This is a genomic window from Mesorhizobium opportunistum WSM2075 (genome assembly GCF_000176035.2).
GTDB classification, from domain to species: Bacteria; Pseudomonadota; Alphaproteobacteria; order Rhizobiales; family Rhizobiaceae; genus Mesorhizobium; species Mesorhizobium opportunistum.
Map to the genome: position 1 here is coordinate 5,146,297 of NC_015675.1, position 18,414 is coordinate 5,164,710.

Consider the following 18,414-nt stretch of genomic DNA (forward strand, 5'->3'; position numbering starts at 1 on the left):
CGGCCCATCATTCGCACTGGTACTGGCTGAGCGCCCATTCGCCGGTCACCGACAACAGGTCCGATATCTTCCATTCGCCGCCGACCTTCTTGAATTTCCATTTAAGGCGATGTGGGTTGCCGGCGACGACGAAAGCGACGATGACCTTGGCCTGGTCGCCATTGATCGCCTCGAGCGTCTTCAGGCTCTTGTCGATCTCGTCCTTGTCGTAGTCGGCATTGTCCAATGCCATGTTGGGGTCGAGGCATTCGCCCTGCCCGGATTTGCGCAGCGCATCGCTCTTGTCGAGCACGGTTTTTGCCGGATCGATGAAATGGCTGCGCTGCGACGGATCGACCTCCAGATTGACGTGATCGTAGAATGGCCGCACCACCGCTGTCGGCGATCCCGGCTGGATGGGCGCGGCCGGTTCGCTTGGGGGCCAGGCAACGGGTGGCGTTGCCGGCTCCGCTGCTCCGCCAGGCGCAGTTGCGGGCGGCGACCCGCTGTCGGCCGGCGCGGTGGCCTCCGGGGCATTTGCGGGCGGGGCGTTTGTTGGCGGGGTGCCAAGCAGCCCTTGTGCGGCAGCGCCAACTTGACCCACCGCCATCAGGCACATAGTCGACAGTGCCAGGAACGAGCGGCGGTCCATCACATCACTCCGGCGTTTGACCGGCCAGGCACTCCAACGCACTGAGCGTCCAGTCGCTGGTCTTCGAGGCGATGTCCGATATCTTCCACTTGCCGTCGATTTTCTTGAGCGACCAGAGCATTTCGCGTTTGGCATCATCGCCTTCCGAAAACAGGCTGAATGACGCTGTGACCTCGGCATTGTCCCCATCGCGCTTCTCAGACAGTTTCAGCGTCTTGGCCACGGACTTCTGGTCGAAATCCTGCGCGTCGAGACCCGGATCGAAATCGATGCACGCGACCTGGTCCGGATTCTTTTTCGTCGCCTGATCGTTGAGATCGAACAGTTTCGTCACCGGCTCGGTGAAGCGATCCCGGTATTGCGTGTCGGCCTCGAACTTGACCTCCGGAACATAGAAGAATTTCACGGCGTCGGACGCCGGACCGGCCCAGGCTGCAGCGGGTAAGGCCGCGGCGGGCAAGGCGGTCGAAAGAGCGGCAAGGAGCACTGTCAGTCTCATGCAGAATCTCCGGCTTTTGATGGCTTGCGGCAATCAATACCACGCCTCCTGCATATCGGCTTTTTTGCGGTTCATGAAGTCCCTGGCGGCTTGCCCAGGGCGCCCCGCCAGACGTCCTGGAAGTTTGCAAAAGCAATTCCGCGGTCAGCTGCGGACGATACATCATGGGATCCTCAGCCTCCGAAAGTCGCGACAGGCGCGTTGAGACGGGAGCGCTCAGGCCTGACACCGAGCCCCGGCGTCTGCGGGACGCGTATATGGCCGTCTTCGATGACGACGGGGTTTACGGGGTCGGTATGCCCTTCGATGTATTCCTGTGCGATCCAGGCGCCCTCGAAACGTCTCGGTTCGACGGTGGCCGCGAGGTGCACGCATGCCGCGGCGATGACATCGCCGCCCCAGGCATCGTCGCAGCTGTGCGGAAGAGATCGTATCGCACAAAGATCTCGGACGGTGGCCATCTTGGTGAGGCCGCCAAGGCGGGTGACCTTCAATCCGAATCCGTCCGCGATACCCGAAGAAATTGCCCGCAAGACGGCATTCAAATCCTCGGTATTCTCATCGAGGTAGACTGGATGGGTAACGCGCCCCTTGAGGCTCGCGACCTCCTCCATGGTGTTGCAAGGCTGTTCGAACACAAACGGGATCGCCTGGCAAAGCCGGTCGATGTGCAGCGTCGCCGCGGCGGTGAGGCCACGATTGGCGTCGACAGCTATGCGGGCCTTGAAGCCGACCGCCTCCCATACTTTGTGTACGGTGGCGACGTCCTGCTCGAGATCGCGCCCGCCTATCTTGATCTGAAGCCGTGGGTATCCGGCCTTGACCTTGTCGGCGGCGATACGCGCCGTCTCGTCCGGCGCGCCGACAATCGTGGAATAATAGGACGGCACACGATCTGTGAGCGCACCGCCCAGAAGCGTCGAGACCGGAACGCCCAGCCGCTGGCCGGCGAGGTCGAGGAGCGCTATGTCCAAGGCCGCCTTGGCATAGTTGTGGCCATTCAGCCGCTCGTCCATTCTTTTCGCGAGACGGCGCATGGACGTCGTGTCCTCGCCCACCAGGCCAGGCGCCATTTCGGCAATTGCCGCTCTCGCGCCCAGGGCATGTTGGGGCTGATAGACAGGACCGACCGGGCAAGTCTCGCCCCAGCCCGACAGCCCGTCCTCGGTGGTCACTTCAACAAGCGTGCTGTCCAGATCCCGCACGGTGTCGCTAGCCATCCGGTAGGCATCGCCTTTGACGGGCAGATCCACCTGATAGACCTTGATCGTTTCGATACGCATGCCGACCTCAGCTCCCTTCGAGCCAAGCTATTCCGGCAATGTTGCCGTTCCAGTGCATGACGGGCCACTGCATGACGACGCTCTCGGTCACAAACTTGTCCCGGCTGCCGTGCTCAGACCCGCACATTGTGCTTGCGCTTCATGAAATCCTTGGCGGTCTCGACCGCCACCGCGGCATCGCGGCAATAGGCATCGGCGCCGACGGCCTTGCCGAATTCCTCGTTGAGCGGCGCGCCGCCAACCAACACGACATAATCGTCGCGAATGCCCTTTTCCTTCATCGTGTCGATGACGACCTTCATGTAGGGCATGGTCGTGGTCAAAAGCGCCGACATGCCGATGATGTCGGGCTGGTGCTGCTCGATGGCATCGAGATATTTCTCGACCGCATTGTTGATGCCGAGGTCGATGACGTCGAAGCCGGCGCCCTCCATCATCATGCCGACCAGGTTCTTGCCGATGTCGTGGATGTCGCCCTTGACGGTGCCGATCACCATCTTGCCCTGCTTGGGCGCGCCGGTGGCGGCCAGCAGCGGCCGCAGGATGAACATGCCGGCCTTCATGGCGTTGGCCGACAACAGCACCTCGGGAACGAACAGGATGCCGTCGCGAAAATCCTCGCCGACGATGCGCATACCCTCGACCAGTGCCTCGGTCAGCACCTTGTAGGGCACCCAGCCGCGCTCGAGCAGGATCCGCGTGCCTTCCTCGATCTCTTCCTTCAGCCCGTCATAGAGATCATCGTGCATCTGCTGCACCAACTCATCGTCGGAAAGCTCGGAAAGGATGATCTCGTCGTCGGCCATTTTTTGCCTGCGTGAATTTGCGTGTCAGCGATTTACCGGCCGCCGGCGCCTTTTGTGACAGGCGCCGGCAGCGTTTTCTTGCATGTCTCGGGAGTTATATCAGGCGTCCAGCCAGACGTTCTGGAAGTCCATTTCGTAGGTCTGGTGCATGCCGTAGTTCTTCACCTTCTTGCTCATGTGGCAGTAGAGCTTCTGCCAGAACGGCTGGATGATGACGCCGGAATCCTGCAGGATCTGCTCGACGTCCTTCATCACCTCCTTGCGTTGGGCGGGATCGGCCAGCGACAGCGCCTGCTTGAGCTTGGCGTCGAAGTCCGGATTGGAATAGGCCGTCTCATTCCAGGCCTCGCCGGTGCGATATCCGAGCGCCAGCACCTGCACGCCGAGCGGGCGCATGTACCAGATCGTCATCGAATAGGGATATTTCGTCCAATCGTTCCAGAAGGTCGAGCCCGGCAGCACCGTACGCTTCACCTTGATGCCGGCATCGCGCAGCTGGCCGGCGATCGCGTCGCCGGTGTTCTTCTGCCATTCGTCCTCGACGGTGATCAGCTCGTGCTCGAAGTCGGCCTGCCCGGCATCCGCCATCAGCTTCTTGGCGCCCGCCGCATCCCGCGTCTTCTTGGGCAGCGGATAGTATTCGGGATGGATCGGGGCGACGTGGTGGTTCTCGCCGACGGTGCCGCGTCCGGCATAGCCGAGCTGCATGACGGCATCGTTGTCGACGGCCATCTGCAGCGCATTACGCACCCGCTGATCGTCATAGGGCTTGTGGGTTACGTTGGTGCGGGCAACCAGCGTGGTCGCTGTCGCGACCTCCGATTTCACCAGATCCATCTTGTCGAGGGCGTCTATGAAGTCGGCTGGCGTTTCGAAATCGAGGTCGATCTCGCCGGAATCGAAGGCATTCAGCGTGGCGTTGAAGTCGGTGCCGTAGTCGATGAACTCGACGCTGTCGAGCGGTGCTTCGCCACCCCACCATTTGCCGTTCTCGCGGCGCTTGACCACCGCTTTCTGGCCGACCGCGTAGGAGACCAGTTCGAAAGCCCCGGTGCCAATTGGCTTGGTGGTCGGGTCGGCGCCATCCTTGTCGAAGTCGCGATGCACGACCAGTGCGGGATAGTCGGTGAAGCCCGGTATGATCGCAATGTCGGGTTCGTTGAGCTTCAGCTTGACCGTGTGGTCGTCGACCTTGGTGATGGCGCCATCCTTCGCCTTGCCGGTCTTGGTGTCGATCAGCGCGCCGACGCGTGCCGCCATGGAATTGCCGGAAGCACCCTTCTCGCACCAGCGGTTCAGATTGGCGACCACGTCGTCGGCGTTGAAGGCATCGCCATTGTTCCAGGTCACGCCCTTGCGCAGATGCAGCGTGTATTCGGTGGCATCATCATTGACGTCCCAGCTTTCGAGCAGGACCGGCTCGAACGTGAACTGGTGGGTGTAGCGGACAAGCGGCTCGAGCCAAGTCCGGGTGACGTTTGCCATTTCCGTCCAGTCATAGGTGCGCGGGTCCTTCTGCGCCTTGACCGACATCGCGACATGCAGCGTCCCACCCTTTTTCGGTTCTTCCGCCAGGGCTTTTGTCGGCGCGGCAAGGCCTATCATGCCATAGGCGAAAGCCGTCGTGGCGCCGAAGGCGCTGGCCAATGCCAGGAATTCGCGCCGGTCCATGCGACCCGCGCGCGCGTCCTCAGCCATCGCCTCTATGGCGGCGGGGACCCGGTCGCTATTGCTTCTGAAAAGTGTCATTTCGCTCTCCCATTGGTTTCGTCGGTTCTTTGCCCGTTCTCTCTCAACTAACGCTGTCCGGCAGCTTTTCCTCGCGCCGGGCGATAAAATCCGCGAGACCCTCGGCGACACCCTCATCGAGCTTCGGCTCTTCATAGTCGGCGAGCATGTTGCGCGCTTTCTCGCGGCCGCGGGTGTCGTGGTCCTTCGCCCCTTCGGCCTTCCACTGTTCGAACGAATTGAAGTCCATGATCGAGGGCATGAAGAAAGCGGACTCGAAATGTTCGAGCGTATGCTGGGTGCCGAGGAAATGGCCCTGCGGCCCCACTTCGCGGATTGCCGCCATCGCTTCCTTGAAGTCGTCGAACGGCAGCCCGCCGGCATATTTGTACCAGCCGATGAGCTGTTCGCAGTCGGTGGCGAATTTCGAATAGCCGCAGGTCAGCCCCGCCTCCAGCCATCCGGCGGAATGCCAGATGTAGTTGGCGCCGGCGAGGATGGCGGCGTGCATCAGCATGTTCGCCTCGTAGCCGGCCTGGGCGTCGTTGAGCTTCGAGCCGACATGGAAGCCGGAGGTGCGCCAAGGCAGCCGGTATTTCCTGGCCAGCGCGCCCATCAGGTACATCATCTGGGCCGCCTCCGGCGTGCCGCCCATCGGCGCCCCGGTCTTCATGTCGACCGTGACCATGAACTGTCCGTAGATCTGCGGCGAACCCGGACGCAAGAGCTGCGTGAAGGCGACGCCGGCCAGCGCTTCCGCATTGACCTGCGCGACCGCACCGACCGCGGAGGCCGAGGTCGAGGCGCCGCACAGCGCGAAGGGCGCCAGGATCAGCGGCTGGTTGTGGCGCGCATAGACCTTCATGGCGTCAAGCATGGTGGCGTCCCACACCAGCGGCGAATTGCAGTTGGTGATCGACACCAGGACGGGATTGTCGCGGACGAACTCCTCGCCGAACACGATGCCCGCCATCGCCATCGTGTCCTCGGCGCGTTCCTTCGAGGTGACGATGCCCATGAACGGCTTGTCGGAATGCTTCAGCGCCGAATGGATGATGTGGAGGTGACGCTTCGGCACCGCAATTTCCATCGGCTCGCAGATGACCGAGCTCGACGAGTGCAGCGCCGGCGCCATGTAGGCGAGCTTGTGGAAATTGTTGAGGTCGCCGAGCGAGCCATAGCGCCTGTTGTTGTCGAGGTCGCGCACGTAGGGTGCACCATACATCGGCACGAAGATGGAATTCTTGCCGCCGACGCGCACGGTACGCTCGGGGTTGCGGGCATTGAGGGTGAACTCCGATGGGACCTTGGAGACCAGTTCCATCAAGAGCGCACGGTCGATACGGACGCGCGTCTCGGAGACATCGGCTCCGGCGGCCCTCCATAGCGCGATCGCCTCATCGTCGCGGAACTCGCAGCCCACCTCTTCGAGGATCGAGAGCGATTCCTGGTGGATCAACTCCACCGCCTCGTCAGGGACCATCTGATAGGCGGGGATCTCGCGCACCAGCGTCGGGAACGACGTGACCGGAGCGCCTCGCAGCGCCTTGCGCCCCAGGCGGCCGCCACTTCTGCGGTTGGCGTGTTCGGTCATGGCAACGGCCGGTGCATTCATGGCAACTCATCCTCCAACAGCCCCGTCAACTTAGCGAGCCGAGATATAGCTGTGACGCTGGAAAATCCTGATCTCTTGTATAAACTCTCCTTATGCGAAGCCTGCGCCACCTCCTGCCCTCGGCCGGCAGCCTGATCGTCTTCGAGGCGGCCGGCCGGCTGTCGAGCTTCACCGCCGCCGGTCGCGAGCTCGGCATGACGCAGGCGGCCGTCTCCTACGCCGTGCGCGGGCTTGAGGAAAAACTCGGCGCCAAGCTCTTCCAGCGCCGCCACCGCCAGGTTCTCCTAACGGAAGCCGGCGAGCGCTTCCACGCCGACGTCTCGCTCGGGCTGTCGCATATCCGCAAGTCGGCGGAGGATCTGCGCCTGCAGGCGACCGGCGGCCATGTGACGCTCGCCGCCTCGACCGCCTTCGGCTCGTTCTGGATGATGCCGCGCCTGCAGCAGTTCCGCGACGAACTGCCGGGCGTCGATCTGCGCATCCAGACCGCCGACCGCGACCTCGACATCATCGCCGAGGGCATCCCGCTCGGCGTGCGCGGCGGCGTGCCGCGCGACTGGCCGGATTATCATTCGCTTTCGCTTGCCGACGAGGAGATCTTCCCGGTTGCGGGCCCCAACTATCTGGCGAAGTTTGGGCTGCCGGAGACCGTCGCTGAACTTGCCATGCACCGGCTCATCCATCTGGAGGAGCCCTACCGCGAGGCCCCGAACTGGGACGAATGGTTCGCGTCAGCCGGAACCAGCCTGCGCAATGCCGAGCGCGGATTGCGCATCAATGACTATGCCCTGGTGATTCAGGCGGTCATGGAGGGCCAAGGCATATCGCTCGGCTGGCGTCATCTCGTCGAGCGCCTCGTGGCATCTGGGCTGTTGGTGCCCGTGACGGATCATGTGCTGAGGACCGGCATCGGATTCCACGTCATCTGGCCGAAGAACCGCGAACTCAGCGACAATGCCCGCAAGGTCAGGGATTGGCTGGTCGCGCAGGCATAGTTCGTTTGCTCAGTTCGCCCTCGCCCGCGCGATACGAATCCGCCTATACTGTCGTCATGCCCATTCGCCAGCTTTCCGAAACGATGATCAACCAGATCGCCGCCGGCGAAGTCATCGAGCGTCCGGCAAGCGTGGTCAAGGAACTGGTCGAGAACGCGCTCGATGCCGGTGCGAGCAAGGTCGAGGTTGTCACCGCTGGCGGCGGGCTAAACCTGATCCGGGTCACCGATGACGGCTCCGGCATCCCCGAACATGAGCTTTCGCTGGCCATCGCGCGCCACTGCACGTCCAAGCTTGCCGAGGATATCCACGACATTCGCTCACTCGGTTTTCGCGGTGAGGCGCTGCCATCGATCGGCTCGGTGTCGCGGCTGTCGATCCGCTCGCGCACAGCCCTGGGCGATAGCGCCGCCGAGATCGGCATCGAGGGCGGCCGCATCCTGCCCGTCAGGCCGGCGGCGGCCAATCGCGGCACCACGGTCGAGGTGCGCGACCTGTTCTTCGCAACACCGGCACGGCTGAAATTCATGAAGGGCGAGCGCGCCGAAAGCTCGGCCATCAGCGACGTGGTCAAGCGCATCGCCATCGCCTTTCCCGCCGTGCGGTTCACACTGGCCGGCTCCGACCGCTCGACGCTGGAATTGCCGGCAACCGACGAAAGTGCCGAAGGCAGCCTGCGCCGCGTCGCCCAGGTGATGGGTGCCGAGTTTCCCGACAATTCCATCGCCATCGACGCGATGCGCGAAGGCGTGCATCTGACGGGGCACGTTTCGATCCCCTCCTTCACCCGCGCCAACGCGCTGCAGCAATATGCCTATGTCAACGGCCGGCCGGTGCGCGACAAGCTGATCGCCGGCGCCATCCGAGGCGCCTTCGCCGATGTCCTGCCGCGCGACCGCCACGCGGTGACGGTGCTGTTCCTGACTCTCGATCCGGGAACCGTCGACGTCAACGTCCACCCGGCCAAGGCCGACGTCCGTTTTCGCGATCCGGGCCTGGTGCGCGGGCTGATCGTCGGCGCCATTCGCCAGGCACTGGCCGATGCCGGCATCCGTTCAGCCACCACGGGAGCGGCCGGCATGATGGCGGCGTTCCGGCCGAGTGCCGCATCCTACGGCCATGGCGGCCCGGCCAACGGCCATCGCAGCTACGAAGCATCGTACCACGCCTCCGGCTCGGCCGGTTTCGATCCGGCGCGATCGTCGCAGCGTCCGCTCGATATGGGTTTTGAAGGCGGAGGATTCGAACACCGCGGTTTGCGCGAGCCCGACCAGGCGGCGTTCGATGCCGGCCCGCTTGCCAGCGCCGATGCGCGCGCCGGGCAGAGCGAGGCGGCCGAGACGCTGCTCGGCGCGGTGCTCGGCGCGGCACGCGCGCAGGTGCACGAGAACTACATCGTGGCGCAAACCCGCGATTCGCTGGTCATCGTCGACCAGCATGCCGCGCATGAGCGGCTGGTCTATGAAGCGCTGAAGAACGCGCTGCATTCGCGGCCGGTCCCCTCCCAGATGCTGCTTCTGCCGGAAATCATCGATCTGCCGGAAGAGGATGCCGAGCGGCTCGCCATGCATTCGGAAACGCTCGCCCGCTTCGGGCTCGGCATCGAGCGTTTCGGTCCGGGCGCCGTCGCGGTGCGCGAGACGCCGTCGATGCTGGGCGAGACCAATGTCGGCCAATTGGTGCGCGACCTCGCCGACGAGATCGCCGACAACGACACGGTCGAGACGCTGAAGGAGCGGCTGGACAAGATCGCGGCCACCATGGCCTGCCACGGATCGGTGCGCTCCGGCCGGCTGCTCAAGCCCGAGGAGATGAACGCGCTGCTGCGGCAGATGGAGGCGACGCCGGGCTCCGGAACCTGCAACCATGGGCGGCCGACCTATATCGAGCTCAAACTGGCTGATATCGAGCGGCTGTTCGGGCGGCGGTGAAGGCAGGGCGGCCCCCTCCGTCGGCGCCAAGCACCCCCACCCGGACCTTCGGTCCGACCTCCCCACAAGGAGGAGGTAGGGAGCCTCGCTCTTTACCCTCCCCCTTGTGGGGAGGGTCGCTGCGAAGCAGCGGGGTGGGGGTCCGAAAAGAGCCGCTTAAGCGGCTCTTTTCGAATCAAGGAACAATCCCAACTCCCTGATTCACCGCTTCAAATTGACCACGATCACACCCCCGAGCGCCAGTGCGCCGCCGAGGATGCCGAGCAGGGTCGGCACTTCGCCGAGCCAGAAGAAGCCGATCAGGGCGGACACCGGCGAGACCAGATAGAGGAAATTCGAGGCACGCGCCGCAGGCAGGCGCGACAGGGCGGTCGCCCAGGCGGCATAGGCGATCAGGCTCGGCACGATGCCGAGATAGATGACGGCGCCGAGACCGGCGGTGTCGGCGACAGCCGCCTGCTGGAAAGCGGCAGGCAGGAAGGGCGCAAGGCAGAGCGCGCCGAGCACCATGTTGGAGGCTGAAATGGTCAGCGGATGGTGGCGGGCGAACAGCGGCTTCTGGACGATGGTGTTGACGGCCGAGCACAGCGCTGAGCCCAGCACCAGCAGAGCGCCGGCATTGAAGTGCAGGCCGTTGCCGTCGGCCATGGCAATGATGCCGATGCCGGCGAAGGAAATAACGGTGCCGAGCCACGCCATGCCGGAGAAGCGCTCGCCCAGAAGCGCCATCGCCATGATGGCGGTGAAGATCGGGCTGACATTGATGATGAAGCCGGCGGCACCGGCCGAGACGGTCAGTTCGCCGAAATTGAGCATGGCGGTGTAGAGCGCGACGAAGATGGCGCCGCCAAAGGCGAAGCGCCACAATTCGCCGATCCTGGGCAGCGCCGGGCGCTTGACGGCAAGGAAGATCGCCGCCGGTACCGCGGCGATGGCGAAGCGCATGGCGCCGAGTTCCAGCGGCTGAAAGGCAGCGAGGCCGGCGCGGATCGCCGGGAAGGCGGACGCCCAGCCGACCACCGTCAGGGCCACGGCGACGATAGCCGTGGTATCCATGCGCTGTGTCTGATTCAACGTGCCCGTCATCGCGCCCATCTCACTCTCCTTGTGTTCTTCTCGTCCTGAAAGGCAGAAAACGTCTTTTTCGGTCCGTTGACAAACGACCAAATCGAGGATCACCTGTGACTATGGATCACAGCTCAGATACGATGGTGCCTCTCGAAACCCTGCGGGCCTTCGACGCGGCGGCGCGAACCGGCAGCTTTTCGGCGGCGGCCGAGAAACTCAACATCACCCACGGCGCGGTCAGCCGGCAGATCGCCAAGCTCGAGGATTGGCTGGGGCTGAAAGTGTTCGACCGGGGCGCCCGGGGCGTCTCGCTGACGATCGAAGGCAACCGGCTGCATCTGCGCACGTCGGAAGCTTTCGCGCTGATATCGAGCCATTCCGACCGCTGGGTAGAGCCGCGCGGCACGGCGGTCGTGCGGCTGACCTCGATCCCGTCGGTGAGCGGGCTTTGGCTGATGCCGCGCATGGCGGCCCTGGAGAACAATCCCTCCAAGCTGCGCATCGTGCTCGATGTCGACGTCCGCCAGGCCGACCTTGCCGACGAGGGCATCGACCTGTCGATCCGCTGTGGCCGCGGCGGCATTCCGGGCCGTGTTTCGGTGCAGCTTTTCGAAGAGCATGTCTTCCCAGTCGCCTCACCGGAGTTGGCGCGCGAGATCGGCCGCGGTGACCCGGCCCGGCTGCTCAAATTTCCGCTGATCAACGATTCCGACGCCTCCGGCTGGCGTGCCTGGTTCGCGGCGCAAGGCATGGACTACCGGCCGCGCCCGCAGGACCGCCGCTTCGAGGATTACAATCTGGTGCTCGACGCGGCCGCCTATGGGCTTGGCATCGCGCTGGCGCGGCCGCCGCTGAGCGGGCATCAGCTGACGTCGGGCCGCATCACCGCCGTCGATGAGCGCACAGCGCTCAATCCGGTGTCCTACTGGCTCGATCGGCCGATGGGACGGCCACGCACGGCCGCGGCCGATCTCGCCCGCCGCATCGCGCAGCAGGCTGGCTTGGCGGCGGAGAAGATCGAGGCGTTCATAGAGGCCGAGCGATAGGCTCCAACATATTCCTGGCTGATCCGGATTTCAGCGAAACAGCAGCAGGACGAAGCCGAAGATCATGGTCGCCAACAGGCCGGTCATGATCGAAACAAAGCCGATCTTCACCAGCAGGCGTTCGGGGTTCGGCGCCGCACCGTGGGATTGATTGGCCGGTCTGTGCCGTCCTGCCGGTGTATCCGGAACGGCACTGCCGCGTGGAACCGGAGCCGGCGGCGGGATGAACGACAGCAGGGACAGGCCCGCGGTCCTGGCGGGAGCGTTGTCGTTGGCTGTTGCCGAAGGCGGCACGAAGCCGCGCTGCGTTTCGGCTTCGGGCGTTGCCTTTCTCGCCGCGACCGTTGCCAGCACCGCCTCGTCCCTCGTCTCGAGCTGCGCCTGATAGGCCTCGACGATACCGGCCGAAGCAATCTGCTGCGATCTGACGGCCATCGGCACCGCGGGCATCGCCAATAGCGCCGGCGCCGTCCGTTGAGCGAACAAGGAAGGTGTGGCGGGCTGGACCAATTCCCTGACCAAAGCCGCCCTGACCGGATCGGCTTTCGCCAACGGCACGGGTTGCGGCGTCATCGCTTCCTTGAGCAAGGAAGCCAGGCGGGCGGAAGAAATATCCATCGTGCCCCCAACAAAAGCGCTTTTCACACCTGTCGTAGCGCCTCAGCATTGTCTGAGGCTTGTCGCATGCTTGACCCGGCCGCAGATTTGTGGCGATGAAATCTCCATGACATTCGGCACCAGCGCATGATGAACCGTTTTGAAGGCCCGGGCGGCAAGGAAGCCCGCATCCGCTACCTCGATGGCGATTTCCAGGTCACCAGCCCCGGCTCGTTCGTGCGCTGTGCCGTGACAGGGGAAAGCATCCCGTTGGATGAACTGAAATACTGGAGCGTCGCCAGGCAGGAGCCTTATGCGAGCGCCACCGCTTCGCTGCGCCGCGAAATCGAAGTGCATCCGGAGCTGCGCAGGCGCAGCTAGAGCGTTTCACCGTTTCATGGAAACGGCGAATCGCTCTAACTCTTTGTTTTGACGCAATTCCGGACGGAAAACCGTTCACACTTTTCCTGGAATTGCTTAGCCCTTCAGCTTGCGCTGCCGCCAGGCATCGAGCGTTTCCTCGATGATGCGCTCAGGCACATGGTCGAGTTCGAACACCGTGTCGATTTCCAGCACGTCGAGGCGGTCGAGGAAGTCCTGCGGGGCGCCGTGGCGCAGTCGGGCGGCATCCTTGGCCGTGGTGATGAGGGCGAGGCCTTCGGCGCGCGCCGTCATCGCCAGTTCGGCCAGCTCGTCCTCGGCGTAGAAATGATGGTCCGGGAAGGGCCGCGAAAGAGCCACCTCGCCGCCGGCCTCCCGAATGGTGTCGAAGAATTTCTCGGGATGGCCGATGCCGGCGAAGGCCAGGAACCGCTTGCCGGCGAGCCCCGCCTTGCTGCTTGGCTCGGTGTGGGCCTCGAAGATCGGCCGGCCGGCACGCGCGGCCTGGCGCACCACGGGGTCGGCGGCGTTGCCCTCGCCCATCTTCAAGAGCCCGCTGGTGAAGACCAGCTGGTCGACGATTTTGGCCCGGAGCGGGCCGCCCGGGATGACGCGGCCATTGCCGATGCCGTAGCGGGCATCGACCACGACCAGCGCGTAGTCGATATGGATGCGCGCGCTCTGAAATCCGTCATCCATGATCAGGAAGTCGCAGCCGTGCCTTTCCAGCAGCAGCCGGGCGCCGGCGGCGCGATTGGGCGTCACCGCAACTGGCGCATGTTCGGCGAGCAGCAGCGGCTCGTCGCCGACATGCCTGGCGCTGTCGTGATGGCTATCGACGACATGCGGCTCGGCGAAAGAGCCGCCATGGCCGCGCGACAGGAAGCCGGGCTTGAGCTGCATGCGCTTGGCCTGTTGGGCGAGCGCGATGGCCACCGGCGTCTTGCCGGTGCCGCCGACGGTGAAATTGCCGACGCACAGGACCGGCGCCTCGATCTTCTCGCGCCGCGCGCGCCGCATGCCGCGGCCGGCGACGAACGCATAGACGGCCGACAGCGGCGACAGTGCCAGGACTTTCCAGTCCGGCTCTTCCCACCAGAATGGTGGTGCTTCGGACGCCACGTTAGAGCATGATGCCGAAAAGTGTGAAACGGTTTTCGGGTGACATCATGCTCTATCTCCTTGATTTAGAGGCGGATTCAGATTTCAGGTCGAATAGACCTGAAATCATCCGGCTCTAGCGCCCGTTGGCGCCCTTCAGGCGCGACTTGACGACCAGGGGCTGGATATAGGGTTCAAGCGATTTCAGCGTGCGCGCCAGAGCGCCGCGCATCTCGTCGACGGTCGCTATGCCCGCCGCCATCATCTCGTGGCGCGCCACTTCGTTGGTCAAAAGGAAGTTGACGGCACCGGCCAGCATGTCGCGGTCGCGCACCAGCTTGGCGCCGCCGCTGTCGATCAGGCGCTGATAGGCCTCGCGAAAATTCTGCACATTGCGGCCGGCCAGAACCGCCGTATCGAGCATGGCCGGTTCAAGCGGGTTCTGCCCGCCCTCGGACGTCAGCGAGCGGCCGACGAAAGCAATCTCGGTCAGCCTGAGATAGAGCCCCATCTCGCCGATCGTATCGCCGAGCAGGATATCGGTGTCGGGTCCGATGCGATCGCCCCTGCTGCGCCGCGCGACCTTCAGGCCCATGCCGGAAATCTGCGCGGCAAGGGCTTCGGCACGATCGGGATGGCGCGGAACGACGATCGTCAGCAAGCCGTGGTGACGCTTGTGCAGCGTCGCGTGGACTTCCGCGGCGACCACCTCCTCGCCATCATGGGTCGAGATCGCCGCCCAGGTCGGACGGCTGCCGATCTGCCGCTGCAAGGTGCCCAGCGCCCGATCATCGACCGGCGGCGGGTTGGTGTCGACCTTGAGGTTGCCCGACACCGTGACCGGCCGGGCGCCCAGCGCGCGAAAACGCTCGCCGTCGACATCGGATTGAGCGACGACATGGGCGAGGTTCTCGAACAGCGCCTCGGCGATGTTGGCCCGCTTCTTCCACGAGGTGAACGAGCGGTCGGACAGCCGGCCGTTGACCAGCACCTGCGGCACGTGGCGGGCGCCGAGCTCGAGGATGGTCATCGGCCAGATCTCGGATTCGGCGATGATCGCCAGGTCCGGGCGCCAGTGATCGAGGAACCGGCTGACCGCCGGCTTCAGGTCGAGCGGCACATATTGGTGGATGATGCGGTCGCCAAGCCGCTCGTCGGCGACCTGGGCCGATGTCACGGTGCCGGTGGTCAGCACGATGTTGACGCCATAGTCGAGAATGCTCTCGACCAGCGGCACGACGGCGATGGTTTCGCCGACGCTCGCGGCATGGATCCAGATCACCGGCCCTTCGGGGCGCGGGCGGCCGGCGACGCCGTAGCGCTCGCGGCGGCGGTTGCGGTCCTCCTTGCCGCGCGAGGTGCGCCAGGCGACATAGGGGCCGACCAGCGGATAGGCGGCGGCACCGGCGAACCGGTATGCCGACAGCATGGCGCGCGCCCAGCGACCGCTCATCGCGGGCCATCCACGAGACGGTAAGCCTCGGCGGTGGCGGCGTTGAGCGCGACTGTCACTTCCTGGCGCTTGCGCTCCATTTCGGCTTCGTCGGCGTCGGCCGGCACGAAGATCGGCGTGCCGATGGTCACCGCGGAACGGCCGAACGGCAGGTTGATGGTGGTCTTGTCCCAGCTCTTCTCCAGCACCTTGCGGCGGCTGGTGGCGATGGCGACTGGCAGCAGCGGCCGGCCCGAGAGGCGCGCCAGGAGGACGATACCGAGCCCCGCGTCGCGCGGCGTGCCGTGGGGAATGTCTGCGATCATGGCGACGTTCTTGCCGGCCGTGAGCGACTTTTTCAGGGCGATGAGCGCCTTGGCCCCGCCCTTGTCGAGATGCCTGGCATTCTCGCGGCCGCCCGAGCCGCGCACAGCCTCGATGCCGAATTTCTCCAGCATCAGCGCGTTGAGCTCGGCATCGGCGCTGCGCGACACCATGGCGACCAGCGGCTTGCGCTTGGGGTAATAGGCCGGCGTCAACAGATGCTGGCCGTGCCACAGGGCGATGATCCCGGGCTCGAACTCGGCGTAGGCGCCTCCCGAAAAGCGCGCCGATCCGGCGACCAGCGGGCTGGTCAGGCGCACCAGGCGCACGAATTGCGCCAGCAGGCTGGCAATAGCGTTCTTGACGAATCGCGACTGGGCGAGCGGTTCGCGGATCTTGCGCCAGAAGGTCTTGGTCGTGCGCCTGCCGCCCCTGCCCGTGGGCGCGGCATCGCCGGCTGGCCCTTTCGCCAGGTCATGCTCCATCGAGGTCAACCGGCGGCCTTGCTGTCGGGATCCAGGAGACGGTGCAGATGAACGACGAAATAACGCATATGAGCATTGTCCACGCTGGCTTGCGCCTTGGCTTTCCACGCCGTATGCGCGGATTGATAGTCGGGATAGATGCCGACGATGTCGAGCCCATCGAGATCGCGGAACTCGGTGCCGCCAAGCTTCTTCAGTTCGCCGCCGAACACCAGATGCAAAAGCTGTTTCTTTCCGTCTTCCGCGGCCATGTCGGTCCTTCACATATCGTGAGTTTGTGACAGGTCTAGACCAAAGCCGTCGACTTTGGAACCTTCGAAAACGCTTTCACGCGTCCAGCCCGGCGATGACGTCGACCAGCACCGCCAGTAGGTCGCCGCTGCCGGCGGCGAGCGCGCCGTGGCGGGTCACCTCGCCGGCATAGAGCGGCGCACGGCCATGCGGGTCGAGCAACTGCCCGCCGGCCTCGCGCAGGATGAGGTCGGCGGCGGCAATGTCCCAGTCATGGGCGTTCGGCTTGACGAAGGTGCCGTCGAGCGTGCCGTTGGCGATCATCGCCACGCGGTAGGCGAGCGAAGGGCTGTAGGGTGCCCGCGTCAGCCGCTTCTGCCAGCCGGCCGGCATCAGGTCGATGAGCTGCTTCAACCCTGAAATCTCGGCCTTCTCGCCGGGCTGGCGCACCGCGATGCGCTTGCCGTTGCGGAAGGCGCCCTGGCCGGGCAGCGCCCAATAGGTCTCGTTCAACGCCGGGCATTCGAGCACGCCGGCGAGCGTGCGGCCATTTTCGACGACGGCGACGCTGACGCACCAGGTGCGCTGGCCCTCCAGGAAGCCGCGCGTGCCGTCGATCGGGTCGACGACGAAGGTGCGGCGCGCCGAAAGCCGGGCCGGATCATCGACGGTCTCTTCCGACAGCCAGCCATAATCCGGCCGCGCCGCCAGCAGCGTCTGGCGCAGATAGGCGTCCGCCGCGTGATCGGCTTCGCTCACCGGCGAGGTGCCGCCCTTCATCCAGACCTGCGGGCTTTGGCCGAAGTAGCGCATGGCGATGAGGCCCGCCTCGCGGGCGGCGTCGCGCAGCAGCGGCAGGTCTTCCGTAGCGTCGGTCGAGATCAGCTCATGCTCCGGCAAGGGTCATGCCTTCGATCAGAAGCGTGGGGGCCGCCGTGCCGAAATTGCGGTCGAGGTCATCAGCCGGCACCATGTTCAGGAACATGGTCTTCAGATTGGAGGCGATGGTGACTTCAGCGACCGGATAGGCCAGCGCGCCATTCTCGATCCAGAAGCCGGAGGCGCCGCGGCTGTATTCGCCGGTGATCATGTCGACGCCCTGGCCGAACACTTCGGTGACGTAGAAGCCGCTCTTGAGCGACTTGATCATGTCCTGCGGCGAGCGTTCTCCCGGCTCGATGGCGAGATTGGTGGAGGATGGGGAGACGGAGGAGCCGCTGCGCGATCCACGCCCGTTGGTGACAAGGCCAAGCTCACGCGCGGCGGACGTCGACAGGAACCAGTGGTTGAGGACGCCCTTTTCGACCATGAGAAGCTTCTCGCCCTCGATGCCTTCGCCGTCGAACGGACGCGACGCCTGGCCACGCCGCCGCAGCGGTTCGTCGGTGACGGTGATGGCGGCAGCCGCGACCTGCTTGCCCATCATGTCGCGCAGGAACGAGGTTTTGCGCGCGACGGAGGCGCCATTGATGGCGCCGGCAAGATGGCCGGCGATGCCGCGGGCAACCCGCGGGTCGAACACCACGTCGACCGGCCCGGTCGCCGCCTTGCGCGCGCCGATCCGGCGCACCGCGCGTTCGCCGGCCTTGCGGCCGATGTCTTCGGGCGCATCGAGATCGCCAAAATGCAGGCGCGAGGAGAATTCATAGTCGCGCTCCATGCCGGTGCCCTCGCCGGCAATGACGCTGGCCGAGCGCGAAAAGCGCGAGACGACATAATGACCGAGAAAGCCGTGCGAGGTGGCCAGCACAAGACCGCCCATGCCGGCGCCGGCGCTGCTGCCGGACGAATTGGTGACGCCCTTGACGGCAAGGGCGGCCGCTTCCGCCGCCAATGCCGCCTCCTTCAGCTGGTCGGCTGACACTTCGGTGGCGTCGAACAGATCGAGATCGGGCGTCCGCTTGGCAAGCAGTGCCGGATCGGCAAGGCCCTGATAGGGATCCTCCGGCGACACTTTCGCCATCGCCACGGCGCGCTCGGCGAGCGCTTTCGGGTCGGACGCGGCGGTCGCCGAAACGCTGGCGACCTTCTGGCCGACGAAGACGCGCAGCGCGACATCCTCGCTCTCGGAAGCCTCGGTGGCCTCGACCTTGCCGAGCCGCACCGACACGCCGGTGGAGCGGCCGCGCACGGCCACGGCGTCGGCGGCATCGGCGCCGGCCTTTTTGGCAGCCTCGACCAGCGCCGCAACGCGATCGGTCAGTCTTGCAGCGTCTGTTATATCGGCCATGCCTGTGATTCCTGCTGTTGCGGCCAGCGTC

18 protein-coding genes are annotated in these 18,414 nt (G+C 64.9%); 4 read left to right on the forward strand and 14 right to left on the reverse strand.

Features of this window, described 5'->3' with window-relative positions; all coding sequences use genetic code 11:
• Positions 1–7: 7 nt before the first annotated feature.
• The 6 genes from MESOP_RS24895 to MESOP_RS24920 all read right to left on the reverse strand — a co-directional run bounded on the left by MESOP_RS24895 (position 8) and on the right by MESOP_RS24920 (position 6,562).
• The gene (locus tag MESOP_RS24895) at positions 8–631 is read right to left on the reverse strand and encodes a hypothetical protein (protein WP_013896096.1); all 624 of its coding nucleotides are present in this window, start codon (positions 629–631) and stop codon (positions 8–10) included.
• Positions 632–635: 4 nt separating this feature from the next.
• Complete coding sequence (locus MESOP_RS24900; RefSeq protein WP_013896097.1) at positions 636–1,130, reverse strand: DUF3828 domain-containing protein; 495 nt, start codon at positions 1,128–1,130, stop codon at positions 636–638.
• Between the two features lie 173 nt (positions 1,131–1,303).
• Entirely contained in the window at positions 1,304–2,413 is a 1,110-nt protein-coding gene (locus MESOP_RS24905; protein WP_013896098.1) for a mandelate racemase/muconate lactonizing enzyme family protein, read from the reverse strand.
• A 113-nt stretch (positions 2,414–2,526) separates the two neighbouring features.
• A complete protein-coding gene (locus tag MESOP_RS24910; protein WP_013896099.1) occupies positions 2,527–3,219 on the reverse strand; it encodes a corrinoid protein in 693 nt (230 codons plus the stop codon).
• Between the two features lie 99 nt (positions 3,220–3,318).
• The gene (locus MESOP_RS24915; RefSeq protein WP_013896100.1) at positions 3,319–4,968 is read right to left on the reverse strand and encodes an ABC transporter substrate-binding protein; all 1,650 of its coding nucleotides are present in this window, start codon (positions 4,966–4,968) and stop codon (positions 3,319–3,321) included.
• 43 nt (positions 4,969–5,011) lie between these two features.
• A complete protein-coding gene (locus tag MESOP_RS24920; protein ID WP_013896101.1) occupies positions 5,012–6,562 on the reverse strand; it encodes a trimethylamine methyltransferase family protein in 1,551 nt (516 codons plus the stop codon).
• Positions 6,563–6,654: 92 nt separating this feature from the next.
• On the opposite strand from MESOP_RS24920, the gene MESOP_RS24925 reads away from it, so the two are divergent.
• On the forward strand, positions 6,655–7,557 hold the full coding sequence (locus MESOP_RS24925) for a LysR substrate-binding domain-containing protein (protein WP_013896102.1): 903 nt from the start codon (positions 6,655–6,657) through the stop codon (positions 7,555–7,557).
• A 56-nt stretch (positions 7,558–7,613) separates the two neighbouring features.
• Entirely contained in the window at positions 7,614–9,488 is a 1,875-nt protein-coding gene (mutL, locus tag MESOP_RS24930; RefSeq protein WP_041164302.1) for a DNA mismatch repair endonuclease MutL, read from the forward strand.
• A 201-nt stretch (positions 9,489–9,689) separates the two neighbouring features.
• Here mutL and MESOP_RS24935 read toward each other — a convergent pair whose 3' ends face one another.
• A complete protein-coding gene (locus MESOP_RS24935) occupies positions 9,690–10,583 on the reverse strand; it encodes a DMT family transporter (RefSeq protein ID WP_013896104.1) in 894 nt (297 codons plus the stop codon).
• A gap of 92 nt (positions 10,584–10,675) precedes the next feature.
• On the opposite strand from MESOP_RS24935, the gene MESOP_RS24940 reads away from it, so the two are divergent.
• Positions 10,676–11,602, forward strand: a complete 927-nt coding sequence (locus tag MESOP_RS24940) for a LysR substrate-binding domain-containing protein (protein ID WP_013896105.1) — start codon at positions 10,676–10,678, stop codon at positions 11,600–11,602.
• Positions 11,603–11,632: 30 nt separating this feature from the next.
• Here the strand turns inward: MESOP_RS24940 and MESOP_RS24945 are convergent, their stop codons facing one another.
• A complete protein-coding gene (locus tag MESOP_RS24945) occupies positions 11,633–12,220 on the reverse strand; it encodes a hypothetical protein (protein ID WP_013896106.1) in 588 nt (195 codons plus the stop codon).
• Between the two features lie 126 nt (positions 12,221–12,346).
• Here MESOP_RS24945 and MESOP_RS24950 point away from each other — a divergent pair, with 126 nt between their 5' ends.
• A complete protein-coding gene (locus MESOP_RS24950; RefSeq protein WP_013896107.1) occupies positions 12,347–12,580 on the forward strand; it encodes a DUF2093 domain-containing protein in 234 nt (77 codons plus the stop codon).
• A 96-nt stretch (positions 12,581–12,676) separates the two neighbouring features.
• Here MESOP_RS24950 and lpxK read toward each other — a convergent pair whose 3' ends face one another.
• From lpxK to MESOP_RS24980, 6 genes are all read right to left on the reverse strand, one after another.
• Entirely contained in the window at positions 12,677–13,702 is a 1,026-nt protein-coding gene (gene lpxK, locus MESOP_RS24955) for a tetraacyldisaccharide 4'-kinase (protein WP_013896108.1), read from the reverse strand.
• Positions 13,703–13,817: 115 nt separating this feature from the next.
• Positions 13,818–15,134 carry a lipid IV(A) 3-deoxy-D-manno-octulosonic acid transferase gene (gene waaA / locus MESOP_RS24960; RefSeq protein ID WP_013896109.1) on the reverse strand — a complete coding sequence of 439 codons (1,317 nt, stop codon included), beginning with the start codon at positions 15,132–15,134 and terminating at the stop codon, positions 13,818–13,820.
• Complete coding sequence (locus MESOP_RS24965) at positions 15,131–15,922, reverse strand: lysophospholipid acyltransferase family protein (RefSeq protein WP_013896110.1); 792 nt, start codon at positions 15,920–15,922, stop codon at positions 15,131–15,133. The genes waaA and MESOP_RS24965 overlap by 4 nt, the downstream gene beginning before the upstream one ends.
• 5 nt (positions 15,923–15,927) lie before the next feature.
• Positions 15,928–16,173 carry a DUF4170 domain-containing protein gene (locus tag MESOP_RS24970; protein WP_013896111.1) on the reverse strand — a complete coding sequence of 82 codons (246 nt, stop codon included), beginning with the start codon at positions 16,171–16,173 and terminating at the stop codon, positions 15,928–15,930.
• Between the two features lie 76 nt (positions 16,174–16,249).
• On the reverse strand, positions 16,250–17,053 hold the full coding sequence (locus MESOP_RS24975) for a 3'(2'),5'-bisphosphate nucleotidase CysQ (protein WP_013896112.1): 804 nt from the start codon (positions 17,051–17,053) through the stop codon (positions 16,250–16,252).
• The gene (locus MESOP_RS24980) at positions 17,040–18,383 is read right to left on the reverse strand and encodes a TldD/PmbA family protein (RefSeq protein WP_041164303.1); all 1,344 of its coding nucleotides are present in this window, start codon (positions 18,381–18,383) and stop codon (positions 17,040–17,042) included. The genes MESOP_RS24975 and MESOP_RS24980 overlap by 14 nt, the downstream gene beginning before the upstream one ends.
• Positions 18,384–18,414 lie beyond the last annotated feature (31 nt).

Excerpts from the sequence above, each read along its gene's own strand:
- MESOP_RS24900 (WP_013896097.1), bottom strand. The coding sequence starts at position 1,130 with ATGAGACTGACAGTGCTCCTTGCCGCTCTTTCGACCGCCTTGCCCGCC.
- MESOP_RS24925 (WP_013896102.1), top strand. The coding sequence starts at position 6,655 with ATGCGAAGCCTGCGCCACCTCCTGCCCTCGGCCGGCAGCCTGATCGTC.
- MESOP_RS24980 (WP_041164303.1), bottom strand. The coding sequence starts at position 18,383 with ATGGCCGATATAACAGACGCTGCAAGACTGACCGATCGCGTTGCGGCG.
- MESOP_RS24910 (WP_013896099.1), bottom strand. The coding sequence starts at position 3,219 with ATGGCCGACGACGAGATCATCCTTTCCGAGCTTTCCGACGATGAGTTG.
- MESOP_RS24920 (WP_013896101.1), bottom strand. The coding sequence starts at position 6,562 with ATGAATGCACCGGCCGTTGCCATGACCGAACACGCCAACCGCAGAAGT.
- MESOP_RS24950 (WP_013896107.1), top strand. The coding sequence starts at position 12,347 with ATGATGAACCGTTTTGAAGGCCCGGGCGGCAAGGAAGCCCGCATCCGC.
- MESOP_RS24965 (WP_013896110.1), bottom strand. The coding sequence starts at position 15,922 with ATGGAGCATGACCTGGCGAAAGGGCCAGCCGGCGATGCCGCGCCCACG.
- MESOP_RS24945 (WP_013896106.1), bottom strand. The coding sequence starts at position 12,220 with ATGGATATTTCTTCCGCCCGCCTGGCTTCCTTGCTCAAGGAAGCGATG.
- MESOP_RS24940 (WP_013896105.1), top strand. The coding sequence starts at position 10,676 with ATGGATCACAGCTCAGATACGATGGTGCCTCTCGAAACCCTGCGGGCC.
- MESOP_RS24935 (WP_013896104.1), bottom strand. The coding sequence starts at position 10,583 with ATGGGCGCGATGACGGGCACGTTGAATCAGACACAGCGCATGGATACC.
- MESOP_RS24915 (WP_013896100.1), bottom strand. The coding sequence starts at position 4,968 with ATGACACTTTTCAGAAGCAATAGCGACCGGGTCCCCGCCGCCATAGAG.
- MESOP_RS24895 (WP_013896096.1), bottom strand. The coding sequence starts at position 631 with ATGGACCGCCGCTCGTTCCTGGCACTGTCGACTATGTGCCTGATGGCG.
- MESOP_RS24905 (WP_013896098.1), bottom strand. The coding sequence starts at position 2,413 with ATGCGTATCGAAACGATCAAGGTCTATCAGGTGGATCTGCCCGTCAAA.
- MESOP_RS24970 (WP_013896111.1), bottom strand. The coding sequence starts at position 16,173 with ATGGCCGCGGAAGACGGAAAGAAACAGCTTTTGCATCTGGTGTTCGGC.
- waaA (WP_013896109.1), bottom strand. The coding sequence starts at position 15,134 with ATGAGCGGTCGCTGGGCGCGCGCCATGCTGTCGGCATACCGGTTCGCC.
- mutL (WP_041164302.1), top strand. The coding sequence starts at position 7,614 with ATGCCCATTCGCCAGCTTTCCGAAACGATGATCAACCAGATCGCCGCC.